Genomic DNA, 17,530 nt, shown 5'->3' with positions numbered 1-17,530 from the left:
GATGCATGTGCCGATGCACGTGCACGACCCGCGGTCGCAACCTCATCACAGCGGGTCAGACCCTTGACTTGCACTTCACTTCAAGTCCTAGCTTCGCCCCATGAGCATGGAGATGACCGCGTGGAACGCGCTCTACAACTCGCGCCACGCCCACCAGGACCAGCACCCGTTCTCCGCCGCGACGGTCCGCCGCATCGTCCGCTTCGCACACCGCCACCACCGTAAACTGGTAGCTTTCCTGCTGCTCAGCAGCGTGCTCGCGGTCGTCACCGTGGCCACACCGCTGCTCGCCGGCCGGGTGATGAACGCCATCGACCGGCACGAGAGCACCTCCACCGTGCTCGTCCTCGCGGGGCTGATCGCGGCCATCGCCCTGGCGGAGGCGGGGGTCGGCATTCTGACCCGCTGGCTGTCCGCACGAATCGGTGAAGGCCTCATCCTCGATCTGCGTACCGCCGTCTACGACCACGTGCAGCGCATGCCGGTGGCCTTCTTCACCCGCACTCGTACAGGTGCCCTGGTCAGCCGACTCAACAATGACGTCATCGGTGCGCAGCGCGCCTTCTCCTCCACCCTCTCCGGAGTCTTCAGCAACCTCGTCACCCTGCTGCTGACCCTCGTGGTGATGCTCAACCTCTCCTGGCAGATCACCCTCCTCACCCTCGCCCTGCTGCCGGTCTTCGTCCTGCCCGCCCGGCGGATGGGAGCCCGGCTCGCCCGGCTGGAGCGGGAGCGGGCCAACCACAACGCGGTGATGAGCACCCAGATGACCGAGCGCTTCTCCGCGCCGGGCGCCACCCTCGTCAAACTGTTCGGGCGGCCCGGGGAGGAGTCGGCCGCGTTCGCCCAGCGGGCGGGGCGCGTGAGGGACATCGGCGTGCGCACCGCCATGGTGCAGGAGATCTTCTTCACCGCGCTGACCCTCGTGGCGGCCCTCGCGCTCGCCCTCGTCTACGGGCTCGGCGGCACCTACGCGCTGCGCGGCAGCCTCGACCCCGGCGCCGTCGTCTCCCTCGCCCTGCTGCTGACCCGCCTGTACGCCCCGCTGACCGCGCTGGCCAGCGCCCGCGTGGAGGTGATGAGCGCGCTCGTCAGCTTCCAGCGCGTGTTCGAGGTGCTCGACCTCAAGCCCCTGATCGAGGAGAAGGAGGGCGCCGAGGACCTGCCAGGCGAGCCGGCCTCCGTCGAGTTCGACGACGTCCACTTCAGCTACCCCTCCGCCGACAAGGTCTCCCTCGCCTCCCTGGAGGAGGTCGCCACCCTCGACACCCGTGGCGGCGAGGAGGTGCTGCACGGCATCTCCTTCCGGGCCGAACCCGGGCAGATGATCGCCCTGGTGGGCTCCTCCGGAGCGGGCAAGTCCACGCTCGCCTCGCTGGCCCCCCGCCTCTACGACGTGGACAGCGGCGCCGTCCGGCTCGGGGGCAAGGACGTGCGCGACCTGAGCGCCGCGTCCCTGCGGGCCACACTCGGCATGGTCACCCAGGACGGCCACCTCTTCCACGACACCGTCCGCGCCAACCTGCTGCTCCCCCGCCCCGACGCCACCGACGAGGAACTGTGGTCCGCGCTGCGCCGCGCCCGCCTGGACGCACTGATCGGCTCACTGCCCGACGGCCTGGACACCCTGGTCGGTGAGCGCGGCTACCGGCTCTCCGGCGGCGAACGGCAGCGCCTGACCATCGCCCGGCTGCTGCTGGCCCGGCCCCAGGTCGTCGTACTCGACGAGGCGACGGCACACCTGGACTCCACCTCGGAGGCGGCCGTCCAAGAGGCCCTCGGCGAGGCGCTGGCCTCCCGCACCTCGCTGGTCATCGCCCACCGGCTGTCCACCGTGCGGGCCGCCGACCAGATCCTCGTCCTGGAGGCGGGCCGGGTGGTCGAGCGGGGCACCCACGAGGAGCTGCTGGCCGCGGGTGGCCGCTACGAACAGCTCTACCGCACCCAGTTCAGCGAGTCCGGCACCGACGACGGGGCCGGTGCCGACAGCCGGACCGGGGCCGACAGCCGGACCGGTGCCGGCGGCGGTGAGGGGGCGGGCGACGGGAACGGCGGGGCGGCGGCCAGGGGTTCCGCCGGCGGCCGGAGCGGCGGTGGAGCCGAGGTGGGCGCGCTCGCGTGAGCGGGGCGCGAGCCGGGGCGAGCGCGCTCGCGTGAGTGCGGGGCCTGAGCGGGGCGAGCGCGCTCGCGTGAGTGCGGGCGGGCCTGAGCGGGGCGGGCGCGTTCGCCGGAGCGGCCCTCACCCGGGCGGGCGCGCTCGGCGGGCGGCGGTGAAGGGGGCGGCACAGGGTGAGAGAACGGCCCGCCCCGCGGGGCGGCCCCTCCTCGACGCCGGCCGGCCGACCGCCGCACGAATCCCGGAAGGACACGAGCGCCATGAGCTGCTCCAGCCTGGAGGCCCTGACCCGCTGCTCCGTCGCCGTCGACCTGGGCGCCGCCAGGACCCGCGTCTACGCCAAGGGGACGGGGCTGATCGTCGACCAGCCCTCGGTCGTCGCCGTGAACACCTCCTCGGGCGCGCTGATCGCGGTCGGCGACGCGGCCGAGCGGATGGACGGGCGCACCCCGCAGCACATCCGGGTCGTCCGGCCCGTGGCCGGCGGCACCGTACGCGATATCGACATGGCGCGCCGGATGGTGCGCTCCCTCATCGGCGAGAGGCTGCGCCGGGTCAGACGGCGCAGGGTGATGGCCCACGCGGCGGCCACCATCCCGCACGACGCCGACCCGCTGGCCTGCCGGGCCGCCGTGGAGACCCTGACCGGGGTGGGCGCACGCCGCGTCGAGCTGGTGGAGGCGCCCATCGCGGCGGCGATCGGCGCGGGCCTGCCGGTCGCCCAGCCCGAGGCGGCCATGGTGCTGGTGTGCGGCACGACCACCACGCAGGTGGCGGTCGTCTCCGTGGGCGCGATCGTCGCGGCGGGGACGGTGGGCCTGGGCGGGGACACCATCCACCACGCCGTGGTGCAGTACCTGCGCAACCGGCACGAGCTGCTGCTGCCCAGCCAGGAGGTGCGTCCGCTGCATCTGGCGCTGCTCGGCAGCGGCGGCGTCGGCAACGGCGTCTACACTGGGTTGATCGAGGTCCAGGGCCGCGACGTGGTGTCGGGCCTGGCCCGCACCGTCACCATCGACCCCGAAGAGGTGCGCAGCGCCATCCAGACCCCGCTCACCGGGCTGCTGGACACCATCCGCGCCGTCCTGCACCGCTGCCCGCCCGACCTGGTGGCCGACCTGGCAGACCGCGGCATGGTCCTCACCGGCGGCAGCGCCGTCCTGCCGGGCCTGGCCGACCAGCTGCGGGAGCACACGGGGATGGGCGTGCAACTCGCCCAGGAGCCGGAGCTGACCTCGGTGAACGGGCTGGCGGCCCTGATGGCCGGGCGTCTCGCGCCGAGCCCCGCGGCGGACGAGGCGGCACAGGGCGCGGCCACGGCGGGCGCCGCGCGCGACGCGCTGTCGGGCCATCACCCGCTGTCGGGCGACCGGGAGGTCATCGGAGCGCCCGAGAGCGGGGCGGCGGCCGACGCGGTGCCCGTACCGGGCCAGGAGGCGGGGTGAGCCCCGGGCACCCGGAGCGCGCCCGCTGTGCCGGGGCTCAGATGGCCCCGGCGGCCCGGTCTCTGGGGGCGTAGGGGCCGAAGAGATCGACCAGGCGGGATCGGGAGCGCTGGAGGCGGTCGCCCATGACCGCCGCGATGGAGCGCGTCATCGCCAAGCCCAGGTCCTTGTCCTCCTCGCACAGCAGCCGCACCGACTGCGCGTCGAATTCGAGCGCGCGTACGGGGCTGTCCGCCTGGGCGCCCAGCGACCACACGTACGGCTGGAACATCCAGGACCAGCCGAGCAGCTCTCCGTGGCGGACATGGTCGATGGCCACGTCCCGATGTCCTGGTATGTGCATGGCGAGTGTCGCGGAGCCGGTGTGCAGGATCCAGAAGCGGTCGGCCCTGGTGCCCTCTTCGAAGATCTGCTCTCCGGCTTCGAAGTGCACTTCGTGGCCAAGGGAGCGCACCCGCTCGCGCTGGTCGGAGGTCAGCTCGGCGAGCAGTCCCGTCGTGGTCTGCATGGCCCGCCCTCCCTTCCGGGAACAGAGCGACGTATTCCCACGTCACGACTTTTTCAGCGTAACGCGCATCACCCGAACAGGCGAGTAACAGCCGGACGGAACGTACCGTCGGCAGTATGTGCAGGAACATCAGGACGCTACGTCCCCCCTACGCCGAAGCCGTCACCGACGAGGACGTCCGGGCAGCCGCGCTCCAGTACGTACGCAAGGTGTCCGGCTTCCGGGCGCCCGCCGCGCGCAACCAGGCGGCCTTCGACCTGGCCGTCGAGCAGATCACCGAGGCGACCGGCAGACTGCTGGAGACCCTCCAGGTGAGAGGCGCGGCCTCCCGTTGAGCCCCGGCCCGCGCCCCGCTCGGCCTCAGCCGCTCTCGCGGACCCCCTCCCGGCCCTCCAGCAGGTGCAGCAGTTCGCCCAGCACCTCGGAGAGCTGCTCGCGCCGCTCGCCGCCGAGCCCCGCGAGCAGCGACCGCTCGTAAGCGACCTGCTCGGGCATGATCCGGTCCACCAGCTGCCGGCCGCCGTCGGTGAGCGACAGGTGGGCCACGCGTCGGTCGCGGGCGTCCGGACGCCGTACGACCAGGCCTTTCTCCTCCAGCGTGCGCACCCGCTTGGTGACGGCCGTGCCCGAGGCGTACGTCTCCCTGGCGAGCCGGCCGAAGCTCAGCTCGCGGTCCTCACGGCGCAGGGCGCTGAGGATGTCGAACTCGGGGCGTGAGAACCCCTCGTGCGCCAGCGGCGCGTCGGACGCCTGCCGCAGCAGCGCCGCGCACCTGGTCAGACGCCCGATGACGCCGATCGGCTCGGTGTCGAGATCCGGGAGCACCCGCTGCCACTGGCCCAGGACCCTGGCGACGACGTCCCCCTCGGAACTTTCTGCGCCCGCTGAGTCCGCTGCGCCCGCTGCGCCCGCTGAGCCCGCTGCGCTCTCGGTCACCTCGCCGTCGTTCTCCGGCTCCGCGAGCCGCGGGGCCCCTCCCGTCCGGCGGCCCCGCTCGGCCGCCCTTCCTCCGTTCGCGTCCGCTCTCTCGCCGGGTGCGGCGTCCTCCGGCACGCGCTGCCCCTCTCGCCCGAGCTGTCGTCTCCCGTTCACCGCTCAATTCTGCCGCCGGGGGGCACGGCGGCGGTGGAGCGGGGTCCCGCCGCGGGCGTCAGCGCGCCGCGCCACTCGATAGGGGCGCGTGCGGGCGCGTGCGGGGTGCGGCCGGGCGAAGGCGCTTCCGGGGACTACTGACCTGCCGGGGGTGTCGCCGTGTGGGGGAACCGGCGCGGCGGGTGGTCGGTGACGAGGAGGTGATGGAGGCGGGCGAGCGCGGACAGGAGGGCGTCGCGCTCCTCCTCGTCGACGCCGGCCAGCGCGGTGGTCAGCGCGTTGTCGGCGTGGGCGGCGCGCCGCTGCTCGCTGGCGGCGCGGATGGCCTCGGTGAGGTCGACCAGGGTTTTGCGGCCGTCGGCGGGATCGGCCGCGGTGGTGACCCAGTCGCGGGTGGCCAGGGCGCGCACGCTGGTGGAGACGCGGCTCTGTGCCAGTCCTGTCCGCTTGGCGATGTCGCCGACGGTGCTGCGGCGATGCAGGAAGAGGTCCTGGAGGACCAGGAACTCGCCGGGCGCGAGGTTGAGCGCGTGCGCGCCCATGCCTTCGAGGGCGATCTCGGCCAGGCGGCGGCCGAGTTGGTACAGGTCGCTCATCTCCATCCCTCCAAAGTACATCTCCATATATGCATCTCCCCAGATGCATCTTGACAGATTCATCTCTGGGGATGCACCTTGGCGGAGGTCGACAGGGGCTGCGAGCCCGGAACCCATTGGAGAAGCACCATGAGCCTCAGCGATTACCTGCTCTACACCGGCGTGTTCGTCGCGATCCTCGCCACTCAGCTCGGTACGCGGCGTCCGGACGCCAGGCGGCTGCTGCTGCCCGTCGCGGTCGTCGCGGGCGTGGGGTTCAAGTACCTCAAGGAGATACCGGCCGGGGACACGGCCCACCTGATCGAGGCGGCCGGACTCGCGCTCGGGCTGCTGTTCGGTGCCGCTTCACTCGCCCTGATCGAGGTCCGCCGCGACCCGGCCGACTCCCGCCTGGTCACCGTCGCGGGCTGGCCCTACGCCGCACTGTGGACGGTCGCCATGGCCCTGCGCATGCTGTTCGCCTACGGCTCGACCCACTGGTTCACCCACGCCCTGGTCTCGTTCTCCGCGCGGCATCACGTCCCGGCCGCCACCTACGGCACCGCGTTCGTCCTGATGGTTCTGGGCATGATCAGCGTCCGGACCGCCGGCGTCCTCGTTCGCGCCCGCCGCACAGGCGCCACGGTCGACTTCGGCACGCTGGGCATCGCCCGCCGGTTCGCACGCTGAGCGTGCCGTGGGGCTGACGGCCTCCACGGCACGCGCGCGAGCGGCAGCGGGAACCCGGCCGCACGCGCCGCACCGCGCGACCTCGACGAGAACAGCGAATCGGCCCTGTCAGCGGCCCTGTCAGCCCTGTCAGCCCGGCCGCGAGACGCGAAGGCGTCTCCACGGCCGGGCTGTGTGCGGGCCGGGCCCGGAGGCCGGCGGCTCTTTGGCGAGACCACGAAGACAACGGGGAGGCGGTCGGCCAGGAGCTGCGGCCGGTCACTCCGTCAGGCGCGGGCCCACAGGGAGGGCGCGTCCAGCGGGTTCCAGCCCGGCTGCGCGGTGTGCGCCTGGACGCAGCGGTAGGTGACACCGTTGTAGGTGACCTGGTCACCGACCTGGTACTGGGTGCCGATCGCCCAGGTTCCCTCGGCCGGCGGGTCCGTCGGAGGGTCGGTCGGGCCGCCGCCACCGCTGGTGACCAGAGTGAGGCCGTAGGCCTGGAGGGCCGGGTTGACGGGGAAGAAGAACGTCGTGCCGCCGCTGGTGCAGTTCCCCGAGCCGCCCGAGGTCGTGCCCTGGGCCTGGTCGCCGGAGATGAACGAGCCGCCCGAGTCGCCCGGCTCCGCGCACACGTTCGTCCGCGTCACGCCGGAGACGGTGCCCTGCGGGTACGTCACGCTGGTGTTGTGCTGCTGGACGGTGCCGCAGTGCCAGCCGGTCGTCGACCCCGAGCGGCACACGGAAGCGCCCACCGGAGCCTGCGTCGAACCGGCCACGGTCACGTCGCCGTTGCCGTAGCCGTTGACGAGCGGGCGCGGCGTCCAGTTGCCGTTGGTGGCGACCCAGGCGTAGTCGCGGCCCGGGAACGTGGAGCCCTGGAAACTGCCCTGTGCCTGCTGGTTGTAGCCGGAGGTCGGCGTGCCAGGGGTGCCGCAGTGGCCGGCCGTCACGAAGCCGGCCTGGCCACCGCCCGGGTGACGGAGAAGCCGATGGAGCAGCGGCCGCTGCCGTTCATGTAGTACGCGTCACCGCCGCGCAGGTCAGCGAACGTGCGGGGCTCGGCGTCGGTGTGCCGGACCGTCACCGCGTCCTCGCGCACGCCCGCCCGCGCGAGGAACGCCCGCGCGGCGTCCTGGTCCGCCGCCTCGACCACGACGTCGTTGTGCCGGGTGTCGACGTACCACACGGGCACCCCCTCGGGGGCCGCGCGCCCCGCGGCACGGTCGAGCGCCTTCTGCACGCGGTCGAGCGCGCCCAGGTCGCGGTCGACGAGGCGCGGGGTGGCCCCTGCCGCGGTGATGCGGGCGCGCTCCTGCGCGTCGGTCGTGGCGACGGTCAGCCGTGCGGCGGTCTTCCCGCTGACGTGCGCACCGGCGTAGCTGTCACCCAGCGCGGTGCGCAGCGCGGCCACGGTGTCGGCGGCGTCGGCCTCGTTGGCCAGCCGCTTCTCGGCCTGCGCCGTGGTCAGCCCGAGGTCGCGGGTCATCGCCTCGACGAGGTCGGGGTCGGGATCGGAGGCGGCGGATGTGGCGGAGGCGGCGCGGGCGGCGGAGGCGGGGCCGTCGTCGGCGGGCCTGGCCTGGGCGGGGCCGGTGAGTCCGGCCAGCACGAGACCGGCGGTCGCCAGTGTGGCGGCGGCCGCTGCGGCGGCCCGGCGGCGTACGGGACTCGGTCTGGGAGGGGTGGGGGCGGGATTGGAACTCGCGGGCAGAGCCATGGAGTTCTCCTCGGAGTGGGGATGCCCCCGTAGTAGGCCCAGGGGCCGGGGGCGTGTGGCGACACCGTAGGTCGGCTCCCGGCCGTCCCGGACCTCCCGACCTCCCCCCTCCCACGGCGTTATGGCCACGGCCCCTTCCCGCGCCGCCTCATGGGCGCGGCAGCCCGTCCGCAGCCGCCGTCCGCAGCCGCCGTCCGCGGCCGCCGCCCCGCCTGCTGTAAACCGTCGGGCGCGGCAGCCCTGGGCGTTGCGCGGGCGGGTGGGGGAACCCTCGCGTGCGGTACCGCCACCCGCCCTCCCGCCTCTCAGCTGGTGTAGTCCTTGATCCAGTAAGAGCAGTCGATCCACCCCGGGAGCTTGCCGCTGAAGTCCTTGGCACAGGCCTTGATCTGCACCTCGGAGTGGTGCGGGATGTTGCTGATCCTGCAGTACTCGAACCCGTTGTTCGCGCCGTTCCGGTCGTCGCACGTCGTGATCTCGGAGCGGCCGGGGAACTTGATGCGGAGCACCATGCCGTAGCCGTCCGCCTTGGTGTCCGCGATCCGGAACTTGTTGTTGTCGCCGCTGTTGAACGCCCCGGTTCCGCGACCGTTCGACGCGTCGGCGATGTGCCAGGACCCGACGGCGTTCGCCGGGGCCTGCGCCAGGGCGACACAGGCGGCAGCACCGACCGTCACGGTCAGAACGCGCTTGATACGGGACATACGCCCCCCACTCTCTTCACTCACGGGCTTCCCGAGCGGCGAGCCGCCGGGTTGTCAGAGAGGATCATGCCCCGGGCAAGCGCGAAGTGCCAGAGTTGCATGGGTACTTCTTTGCTGCCGTGCTGTGAGTGGTATGTCCAGCGCTGTCCAGTACGGAGTCGAAGGGGCCTGACGCGTACGTGCCGCACGGAGCGGCTCCGTCACTTCTGCACAGCTGGGCTCAGGTCGATGCACGGCTGGGGTCAGAGGTGCCAGAGGGATCGGGAAAGAGGGAGTCGGTTCGGGCCGTGGGCCGTCACGGGAGCGCGGAGGTGCGGCGGGCACGGCGCCAGCGGGCGTAGCTCGGGCTCAGCTCGGCGGCGTCGCGGTGCGCGGCGCGGGCGTGCGCCAGCGTGGCGTCCGCCGCGTCGGCGGCGGACGCGTCCGGATGCCAGCCGAGCAGGTGCCGCCACAGCAGCGGCGCTCCCGCCAGCGGGCGGGTCACCAGGCCCGGTGTCGGCGGGAACGTCGCCCTGCACAGGCCCACCGCCCGCCCCACCTGCACCAGGTGCACGCACGAGGCGGTGTCCGTCTCGTACACCGCCTGCGGCGTGAACCCGGCGCGCGCGCAGGCGGCGGCGAAGCACTCGGCGAAACAGCCGTCGCCGGGCACGTTCGTCCAGCGCGCCCCGGCCAGCTCGGCGAGCGGCACCTCGTCGCGGACCGCCAGGGGGTCCGCCTCGGGCAGCATCACGAACACCGGGTCGACGGCCACCTCGCGCCAGGCCACGTCCGCGCCCGCCGCGGTGAACGGCGGCGGGCTCTGGCCGCACGCCCCCGTGAGGGCGTAGTCGATCCGCCCCTCGGTGAGCAGGCCCGCCAGCTCGATGGCCGACCACGAGGTGAACGTCGTCACCGACGCGTTCGGATAGGCGTCGGCCAGCCGGTCCACCAGCCCGCCGAGCAGCGGCCCATGGGTGCCGCCGAGCCGGAAGCGGGCGGGACCGCACTGGCCGCCGGCCCGCTCGCGGCTGAACCTGCGCGCACTGGCCTGGAGCTCGGTCACCGCGGGCACCAGGACCCGGGCCCGCTCCAGCACCAGCTCCCCCAGTTCGGTGGGCCGCACCCCGTGCGGACCGCGCACGAACAGTGCACCGCCGAGCGAGCGCTCCATCCGCTTGAGCTGCGCGCTCAGCGCGGGCTGGGCGAGCCCTAACCCGGTGGCCGCCCGCGTCAGACTGCCCGCCTCGGCGATGGCCGAGACGACCTTGAGGTGTCTCAGTTCCAGATCCATGTCCTTACCGTGGGGCGGCCCACCGGCCCCGACAAGAGGCGTGCCTCACCCGGCGCCGGGCCGAAGTGGGTGACCGGCCCGCGCGACGAGTATGTTGTCGTACAGCAAATGTTGCGGGGAGGAAGAAGGGCGGGACATGAGCAGCACGGGCGACGCCTGTGACGCCGCGCACCCGGACCAGGCGCGGACGGAAGTGGTACGGCTGCCCGGCGGGGCCAGCCTATGGGTGGTACGCGTCGAAGGCGGCCTCCGGGACGCCCAGCACCCCGCGCTGAGCGCCGCCACGCCGCCCGCCCCCGGCCCCGCGGCCGTGGTGATCGACCTGACCCTGACGCCCCTGGTCTCCGCCGCCGGGGCGTCCGCCCTGACCTCCCTCGCCCACGACCTGGCCGCCAACGGGACCGAGCTGCTGGTGGCCACCACGGACGAGACGATCCGCCGCGCCCTGGGGGACGACGTGACCGTCGTCCCCGGAGTCCCCCAAGCGACCACGCCCCACGCGCCGGCCCCGGCCACGGCCACGGCCACGGCCACGGCCGACGGTGCCGGCCAGGACCGCACCACGGCTCCGGCCGGCGGCGCCGGTACGGACCGCGACGCCGGTACGGACGGCACGGCGATCCCGGACCGCCCGGCCGCTACCGGCGGCACCATCGCCTCGGACGGCGGGGCCGACGCGGACGGCCCACCCGTCTCGGACGGCGGGGCCAGAGCGGACGGCGGGGCCGGCGCGAACGCCATGGTCCACGCGGGCGGCGTGGCCCCTGCGGCAGCCGGGGCCCCTGCGGGAGCCGTGCCCCCTGCGGGCAGCGGGGCCCAAGCAGGCGGCAGGACCGACACGAGCACCGCAGCCGGGACAGGCGGCGGGGCCGACACGACCGGCGGGGCCCGCACGGGCGGCGGGGCCGACACAGGCGGCGGTGGAGCCCGTACGGGCCGCAGGGCCGAGGCGGACAGCGCGGCCCGCGCGAGCGGTACGGCCAGGACGACCGCTACGGCCGGCGTTGCCCGCACGGCAGACAAGGGCGGCGGGGCCGCCGTGAGCCCCGCGGCGGCGGGCCCGGCCGGCAGGACCAGCACCGGTCGCACGACCGGCAAGGCCGACACGACCGGCAAGGCGGGCACGGGCGGCCAGCCCACCCGCAGCAACGCCGCCGACACAGACCGCAAGACCACCGGCCGCAAGGCCACCATCCGCAGCAAGGCCGGCACCGGCCCCGGGGGCGGCACCGGCCCCGGGGGCGGCACCGGCCCCGGGGTGGGCACCGGCCCCGGGGCGGTGACGCCGGTCGCCGGGGTGCACGGAGGTGCGGACGGCCCGGCAGGGCAGGACGTGGAGCGGTTGCGCTCGGACGTGGAACGGTTGCGCACGGAGGTGCGCAACCTGCGCGCGAAGGCGCGCACGCACCCGCTCGTCTCCCGCGCCCAGGGCATACTCGAAGAGCGCTACCACCTGCCGGACGACCGTGCGGCCTTCCAGCTCATGGAGGCCAGCTCGCAGCGGTTCAACGTGCGGCTGCGCACTCTCGCGACCGCCGTGGTCACGGTGCCGCGCCCCCGCTCCCCGCACTCCGACTGGTTTCCGGGTCGCGAACGGCGGGTGCCGCCCACCCTCGCGTTCGAGCCTGGGCTGCGCGCCGCGTCGGCGAACTCCTCCGAGGTGCTGGGCGCGGTGCTGCGCCGCAGCATGGAGATCACCGAGGCGACGATGGGCGATGTGCGGCTCGTCGACCCGGTCACGGGCAGCCTGCGGCTGGAGAAGTACCGGGGGCTCGACGAGGACTTCGCGGAGTTCTTCGACCGCGTCGACCACACCCGCGCGGACGGCGCGCAGACTTCCTGCGCGGTGGCCGCCCGCCAGGGCACCCGCGTCACCGTCACGGACGTGGCGGCGGACACGGTCCTCGGCGAGTCGGCCAAGCGGGCCCTGCTGGCGGCGGGCAGCCGCGGCTGCCACAGCACGCCGCTGATCGCCGCCCCGGGGCAGCTCCAGGGCGTGGTCTCCACGCACCACGCCCATCCGGTGCGGGGCCTCACCGCGACGCAGGCACGCGCCCTGGACGAGATGGGGGGACAGGCGGGCCGCTGGCTCGACTGGTATCAGCGCACTGTCGTCCTCGACGCCCTGGAGGACCTGCACCACACAGGAGGCACCTGGGCTTAGGTTCTGTCCGGCGGATCACGTCCGGAGCCAGGTGGCGATGGCTGTCGTCCAGCACCTGCCAGTCAGCGGCGGCGTGCGGGGTGATCACTACCGGAGTGTTGGGCGTGCAGTGTGCGGGGGGTGCGGGCAAGCTCGTCGTGTGTGGAGTCCCGGCCGCCTCCACCGGCCTTGCGGGGGTTCCCGTCGGGGTTCTGTCGGCGGGTCGTCGTCGAAGACGCTGAGCGGCTTCAAGGACGGAAAGGCCTACTTCGTGAAGGTGTCGAAGACGGCCAACTCCACGGGCGCCATGGGCTCCCACTCCTGAGCGGTCTCCTCCGGCTCCGACCGTCTGACACGTGCGGGGCGAAGCCGCCCCGCCACCGTGCCGCCTTCCGGGGCCACGCCAGTGTCCCGTGGCGTGGCCTGCCGGCACGCCACGGGACCTGGAGATCAGTTCACGAACGCCACCCTCACCACCGCAGCGGACCGACTCCGGCTCAGACCATGATCCCGCCGGACAGGCCCCGGCCCCGGTCCTGAGGGTGGGCGGTCCGATCGGGGCGTCAGCTCTTCTTCAGTTCCTCGGCGAGCATCACGATGATGCCGCTGGGGCCCCGGAGGTAGGTGAGCCTGTAGAGGTCCTGGTAGGTCGCCACCCCGCGCAGGGGATGGCATCCGTGCCGCGCGGCTGTCGCGAGGGCTTCGTCGAGGTCGTCGACCGAGAAGGCGACGCGGTGCATGCCGATCTCGTGGGGGCGGGTGGGCTCCGTCTCGATCGCTTCGGGGTGGAGGTACTCGAAGAGTTCGAGGCGGCCGTGGCCGTCCGGAGTCTGGAGCATCGCGATGCGGGCGTGGTTGCCGTCGAGGCCGACGGCGGTCTCGGTCCACTCGCCGCTGACCGTGTCGCGGCTGAGGACCGTGAGGCCGAGATCGGTGAAGAAGGAGAGCGCTGCTTCGAGGTCGCGCACGGCGATGCCGACGTTCTCGAGTTTGATGGCCATGCGGGGGATGCTACTGAGGCGGACCGACAGCGCCTTCCGACATGAACGCGCCGCCTCGCCCAAGGACGCCCCCGAGGGCGGCGGGACAGCACGGGGCCGGACGCCGTCCGCGGCGTTGACGCAGATCACCCGCCCGGATGACGATGCGGACATGAGCGCACCCCCCAGCCGCCCGCCCGTCGTCGCCGAGCCGGCCGCTTCCCGGAGGGGAGCGGTGAGCGCCTGCTGCGGCCCCGACCGTGCGGCGGGGCCGACGGCGGCCCCCGTCGCGGAGGCGGAGTTCGCGGTCCCAGCGCGCACCCGTACCGACATCTTGCGCGGCATGGTCCGAATCCCGGGCGGCCCGTTCCTGATGGGCGGGGACGACGCGGACGCCGTCCCGGTGGACGGTGAGGGGCCGGTGCGCGAGGTCACCGTCTCGGCCTTCCACATCGACGAGGCCTGCGTGACGAACGCCAGGTTCGCCCGTTTCGTCAAGGCGACGGGGTACCGGACGGAGGCCGAACGCTTCGGCTGGAGCTACGTCTTCGGCCCGTTCGTCCCGCCCACGGCACAGGCTTCCGTGCTGCCCGGCACCGTGCCGGGCGCCCCCTGGTGGCGGGCGGTGGAGGGCGCGTACTGGCGGGCGCCCGAGGGGCCCGGCTCCTCGGTCGGCGAGCGCGGCCACCACCCCGTCGTCCACGTCTCGTGGCACGACGCGAGCGCCTACGCGCGGTGGGCGGGCAAGCGGCTGCCCACCGAGGCCGAGTGGGAGAAGGCCGCGCGCGGCGGCCTCGTCCAGGCGAGGTTCCCCTGGGGCGACGAACTGTCCCCCCGGGGCCGGCACCGCTGCAACATCTGGCGGGGCCGCTTCCCCACGCACAACACCGGGGAGGACGGCCACGTGGGCACGGCCCCGGTGAACGCGTTCGGGGCGAACGGGTACGGCCTCTACAACACGTCGGGCAACGTGTGGGAGTGGTGCGCGGACCGCTTCTCGGCCGACTGGCACGCCGCGGACCGTCCCGAGACGCGGACCGACCCCGCGGGGCCGCCGGAGGGCGCCAACCGTGTGCTGCGCGGCGGCTCACACCTGTGCCACCACACGTACTGCAACCGGTACCGCGTCGCCGCCCGCACCGCGAACGCGCCCGACAGTTCGACGGGACACGGCGGTTTCCGCTGCGCGGTGTCCGTATCGGCGCTGCCCGGACACTGAGCGTCCGTGGACCGGACCCACGCGATCCGGTGCACGTCCCGCAGCACCTCGACCAGCCGGCCACGGGTGAGGTGAGCAGCTGAGTGTGGGGCGGGCGTCCGTGCCCGCCCCACACTCGTCTCAACGGTGCGTGAAGGGCACGCCGAGGGACATCACCACTTGGCGGCCCCGCAGCCGCGCTTGCCGGTGACGCTGTTCTCGATGCAGACGCGTGACCCGGCGTTGGTGCCGTTCCTGTGGAAACCGGTCGCACGCTTGACGCTGGTCATCCAGTGGTTGCGCGACACCTGGGTCCAGTTGTAGCCGCCGGAGCCCACTCGCTTGCGCTCCAGCGACGTGATGCAGTTCTGCCCCCAGGGAGGACGCCGAGTGGCTCTCCGCTTGGGCCGGAGCCGCTGCCACGAGTCCTGCACCGCATACCGCTGTCGCCACCGTCAGTGCCGTCCTCTTCCGGATGAGCATGTTCCTCACCTCCTGAGAGGGGCTGGCACTGTTCGCCGGCGTCTGCGACTTGGGCTCAGGCCGCGGGGCCGCTCCAGCGGTAGAGGTGGACCGGGCGGCCCGTCTCCCCGTGCTTGAGGCGGCGGCGGACCAGGCCGGCGCCCTCCAGCAGCTTCAGGTAGCGCTGCGCCGTCTGACGGCTCAGGCCCGCGCGCTCGGCGACCTCCTGCGCCGAGAGGGGCGCCCGGGCGGCGTGCACGACGCCGCGCACCAGGTCGGCGGTGAGCACCGAATGCCCCTTGGGGAGGGTTTCCGCGCCGTCGCCGGGGACGGCCGCCGCGCCGAAGATGCGGTCCACCGTCTCCTGCGTGGCCTCGGCCACCGGTGCGGTGGCCAACTCGTGGCGCAGCGCCGCGTAGCTGTCGAGCTTGCCGCGCAGGTGGGCGAAGGTGAACGGCTTCACGACGTACTGGAGCGCCCCCTGCCGCTGGGCCGCGCGGACGGTCGCCGTGTCGCGGGCCGCAGTCACCATGATGACCTCCGGTGCGACGCCGGTCCCGTGCAGGCGGTGCAGCAGCGCCAGCCCCGACTCGTCCGGCAGGTAGTGGTCCAGCAGCACCAGGTCGACGGGGTGGCCGCGCAGGAAGAGCAGCGCCTCGGCGGCGCTGTGCGCGGTGCCGCTGACGCGGAAGCCGGGCACTTTCTCGACGTAAGCGGCGTTGATGCGGGCGACGTTGGGGTCGTCGTCCACGACGAGGACGTCGATGACCTCGCCCGCGCCGCGCCTGCGGGATGCGGCGTCGGCGCTCTCACCCGCTGCACCCGTCATGTCCGCGCTCCTCCCGGCCCCGCGGCCGCCGGGCGGCCGTCGCGCCGGCCGCCACCGTCGTGCGGCGGTTCCTTGTCGGTCTCGTCCGCGTCGTCCGGGAGGGCTTCGGCCAGTGCCTCCGGCAGGACGACGCGGAACTCGGCGCCGCCGCCGGGCGCGGCGCCGACCCGTACGCTGCCGCCGGCCCGCTCGGCGAACCGGCGTACCAGGGCCAGGCCGAGACCCCGGTGCGCTCCGGAATCGGGCGGGTGCGTGCCCGCGGCCTTCGTCGACCAGCCTTCCTCGAACACCAGGTGCCGCCGGGCGGCAGGCACGCCGGGCCCCGAGTCCCGTACGGCCAGCAGTACCGTACGGTCCTCCGCGCACATCTCCACCTCGACCGCGGGTTGTGCCCCGCCGGACGCCGCGTCGAGCGCGTTGTCCACGAGGTTGCCGACGACGGTCACCAGGCCGCCCGGGTCGATCAGCCGGTCGGGGAGGTGGGAGGCGGGGGCGAGGCGCAGGGCGACGCCGCGCTCTGCGGCGACCGCCGCCTTGCCGACCAGCAGCGCGGACAGCAGCGGATCGTGGACTCGCTCGGTGACCTGCTCGGCGGTGGCGCGGTGCACGCCGAGCGCGTCGGTGACGAACCGCGCGGCCTCCTCGTACAGCTCCAGCTCCAGCAGTCCGAGGAGGGTGTGCAGGCGGTTGGCGTGCTCGTGGTCCTGGGCGCGGAGCGCGTCGAGGAGCCCGCGGGTGCCCTCCAGTTCGCGGCCGAGGCGCAGCAGTTCGGTGCGGTCGCGGAGGGTGGCGACGGCGCCGCCGTCCGCCGTGGGCATCCGGTTGGCGACCAGGACGCGGTTGCCGCTGACGGTCACCAGGTCGCGCCCTGTCACCCGCCCGGTCAGCACGTCCGCCGTACGGCCTCCGCGCTCGGGCGGCTCGCCGCCCGCCCCGCCCGGCGCGGCGCCGAGCGCTTCGGCGACCGGGCGGCCGAGGGCTTCGGGGCCGAGGCCGAGCAGCCGCTGTGCCTCGTCGTTGACGAGCCGGACCCGCCCGTCCGCGTCGAGCGCGACGACGCCTTCCGCCAGCCCGTGCAGCATCGCTTCCCGCTCCGCCAGCAGCGCGGAGATGTCGGAGAAGGCGAGCGCGTGGGTGCGGCGGCGCAGCCCGCGGGCGAGGAGGCAGGCGGCGAGCGCCCCGACGGCCAGCGCACCGCCCGCGTACGTCAGCAGCCCGGGCACGGCCGCCAGCAGCCCGTCGCGGACGTTGGCGTAGTCGATGCCGACGGAGACGGCGCCGACGACGTGCCCGTCCGCGTCCCGCAGCGGGGCCTTGCCGCGCGCGGAGCGGCCGAGGGTGCCCTCGTCGATCTGCGTCACCTCCCGACCTGAGAGCACCTGCCCCGGGTTGGTGGAGACGTGCTGCCCGACCTGTGAGGGTGAGGGATGGGACCAGCGGATGCCGCGCCGGTCCAGCACGACGACGTACTCGGCGCCGGTGGACCGGCGGACGCGCTCCGCCTCGGCCTGGAGCGGCCCGTCGGCGGAGGGCGCGCGCCCGGCTTCCCCTCGGGCGGCCAGCTCGGCCGCGAGCTGCGGCCTGGCAGCCGTGGTCTGGGCGATGGCGAGGGCGCGGCGCATCGCCTGCCGGTCGAGCTGGTCGCCGAGCGGCGCCAGGAACAACCCGCTGACCAGCGCGGTCACCCCGACGACGAGGGCGAGCTGTGCGGTCAGCACGTGGGAGAAGACGCGGCGCGGCGGCCTGATGCGCGGGGGCCTGATGCGCATGGGGCGTCGCCTCCTCTCCGTCACGCCGTATGACTTCCGTAGTGGTA

Annotated in this window: 16 protein-coding genes and 1 pseudogene; 6 read left to right on the top strand and 11 right to left on the bottom strand. The window is 74.0% G+C overall.

What is annotated here, in order from left to right; translation table 11 throughout:
- The first annotated feature begins 100 nt into the window (after positions 1–100).
- Entirely contained in the window at positions 101–2,122 is a 2,022-nt protein-coding gene (locus tag MMF93_RS18460; protein WP_242753003.1) for an ABC transporter ATP-binding protein, read from the top strand.
- Positions 2,123–2,376: 254 nt separating this feature from the next.
- Positions 2,377–3,561, top strand: coding sequence for a rod shape-determining protein (locus MMF93_RS18455; RefSeq protein WP_242753002.1), 1,185 nt, complete (start codon positions 2,377–2,379; stop codon positions 3,559–3,561).
- 37 nt (positions 3,562–3,598) lie between these two features.
- Here MMF93_RS18455 and MMF93_RS18450 read toward each other — a convergent pair whose 3' ends face one another.
- A complete protein-coding gene (locus MMF93_RS18450) occupies positions 3,599–4,069 on the bottom strand; it encodes a Crp/Fnr family transcriptional regulator (protein ID WP_114022045.1) in 471 nt (156 codons plus the stop codon).
- Between the two features lie 116 nt (positions 4,070–4,185).
- On the opposite strand from MMF93_RS18450, the gene MMF93_RS18445 reads away from it, so the two are divergent.
- Entirely contained in the window at positions 4,186–4,404 is a 219-nt protein-coding gene (locus tag MMF93_RS18445; RefSeq protein ID WP_242753001.1) for a DUF2277 domain-containing protein, read from the top strand.
- Between the two features lie 25 nt (positions 4,405–4,429).
- On the opposite strand, the gene MMF93_RS18440 is transcribed toward MMF93_RS18445, so the two are convergent.
- Positions 4,430–4,912: a MarR family winged helix-turn-helix transcriptional regulator gene (locus tag MMF93_RS18440; protein WP_242757645.1), complete on the bottom strand. Its 483-nt coding sequence runs from the start codon at positions 4,910–4,912 to the stop codon at positions 4,430–4,432.
- A 383-nt stretch (positions 4,913–5,295) separates the two neighbouring features.
- Complete coding sequence (locus tag MMF93_RS18435) at positions 5,296–5,763, bottom strand: MarR family winged helix-turn-helix transcriptional regulator (protein WP_242752999.1); 468 nt, start codon at positions 5,761–5,763, stop codon at positions 5,296–5,298.
- Between the two features lie 123 nt (positions 5,764–5,886).
- On the opposite strand from MMF93_RS18435, the gene MMF93_RS18430 reads away from it, so the two are divergent.
- Positions 5,887–6,426 (top strand): hypothetical protein, encoded by a 540-nt coding sequence (locus MMF93_RS18430; protein WP_242752997.1) that lies wholly within the window; start codon positions 5,887–5,889, stop codon positions 6,424–6,426.
- 266 nt (positions 6,427–6,692) lie between these two features.
- Here the strand turns inward: MMF93_RS18430 and MMF93_RS33380 are convergent.
- From MMF93_RS33380 to MMF93_RS18410, 3 genes and pseudogenes are all read right to left on the bottom strand, one after another.
- Positions 6,693–8,125, bottom strand: a pseudogene (locus MMF93_RS33380) (carbohydrate-binding protein).
- 305 nt (positions 8,126–8,430) lie between these two features.
- On the bottom strand, positions 8,431–8,829 hold the full coding sequence (locus MMF93_RS18415) for a hypothetical protein (protein ID WP_242752991.1): 399 nt from the start codon (positions 8,827–8,829) through the stop codon (positions 8,431–8,433).
- Between the two features lie 295 nt (positions 8,830–9,124).
- The gene (locus MMF93_RS18410; protein ID WP_242752990.1) at positions 9,125–10,102 is read right to left on the bottom strand and encodes a LysR family transcriptional regulator; all 978 of its coding nucleotides are present in this window, start codon (positions 10,100–10,102) and stop codon (positions 9,125–9,127) included.
- Positions 10,103–10,238: 136 nt separating this feature from the next.
- Between MMF93_RS18410 and MMF93_RS33375 the strand changes: the two genes are divergently transcribed.
- Positions 10,239–12,266 carry an ANTAR domain-containing protein gene (locus tag MMF93_RS33375; protein WP_274709478.1) on the top strand — a complete coding sequence of 676 codons (2,028 nt, stop codon included), beginning with the start codon at positions 10,239–10,241 and terminating at the stop codon, positions 12,264–12,266.
- Positions 12,267–12,509: 243 nt separating this feature from the next.
- On the opposite strand, the gene MMF93_RS18400 is transcribed toward MMF93_RS33375, so the two are convergent.
- Positions 12,510–12,647: a hypothetical protein gene (locus MMF93_RS18400; RefSeq protein ID WP_242752989.1), complete on the bottom strand. Its 138-nt coding sequence runs from the start codon at positions 12,645–12,647 to the stop codon at positions 12,510–12,512.
- Between the two features lie 161 nt (positions 12,648–12,808).
- Positions 12,809–13,246 (bottom strand): VOC family protein, encoded by a 438-nt coding sequence (locus tag MMF93_RS18395; protein ID WP_242752988.1) that lies wholly within the window; start codon positions 13,244–13,246, stop codon positions 12,809–12,811.
- Positions 13,247–13,460: 214 nt separating this feature from the next.
- On the opposite strand from MMF93_RS18395, the gene MMF93_RS18390 reads away from it, so the two are divergent.
- Complete coding sequence (locus tag MMF93_RS18390; protein WP_242757643.1) at positions 13,461–14,444, top strand: formylglycine-generating enzyme family protein; 984 nt, start codon at positions 13,461–13,463, stop codon at positions 14,442–14,444.
- A gap of 152 nt (positions 14,445–14,596) precedes the next feature.
- Here MMF93_RS18390 and MMF93_RS18385 read toward each other — a convergent pair whose 3' ends face one another.
- From MMF93_RS18385 to MMF93_RS18375, 3 genes are all read right to left on the bottom strand, one after another.
- Complete coding sequence (locus tag MMF93_RS18385) at positions 14,597–14,761, bottom strand: hypothetical protein (RefSeq protein ID WP_242752987.1); 165 nt, start codon at positions 14,759–14,761, stop codon at positions 14,597–14,599.
- A 200-nt stretch (positions 14,762–14,961) separates the two neighbouring features.
- Positions 14,962–15,714, bottom strand: coding sequence for a response regulator (locus MMF93_RS18380; protein ID WP_242752986.1), 753 nt, complete (start codon positions 15,712–15,714; stop codon positions 14,962–14,964).
- The gene (locus tag MMF93_RS18375) at positions 15,711–17,483 is read right to left on the bottom strand and encodes a sensor histidine kinase (protein ID WP_242752978.1); all 1,773 of its coding nucleotides are present in this window, start codon (positions 17,481–17,483) and stop codon (positions 15,711–15,713) included. Before MMF93_RS18375 ends, MMF93_RS18380 begins: the two co-directional genes overlap by 4 nt.
- Positions 17,484–17,530: the final 47 nt, after the last annotated feature.

Origin of the sequence: Streptomyces tubbatahanensis, from assembly GCF_022699385.1 — a bacterium.
Taxonomy (GTDB): Bacteria; Actinomycetota; Actinomycetes; order Streptomycetales; family Streptomycetaceae; genus Streptomyces; species Streptomyces diacarni.
Note: the sequence above shows the minus strand (reverse complement) of the source record. Positions and strands in the feature narration are given on the sequence as shown.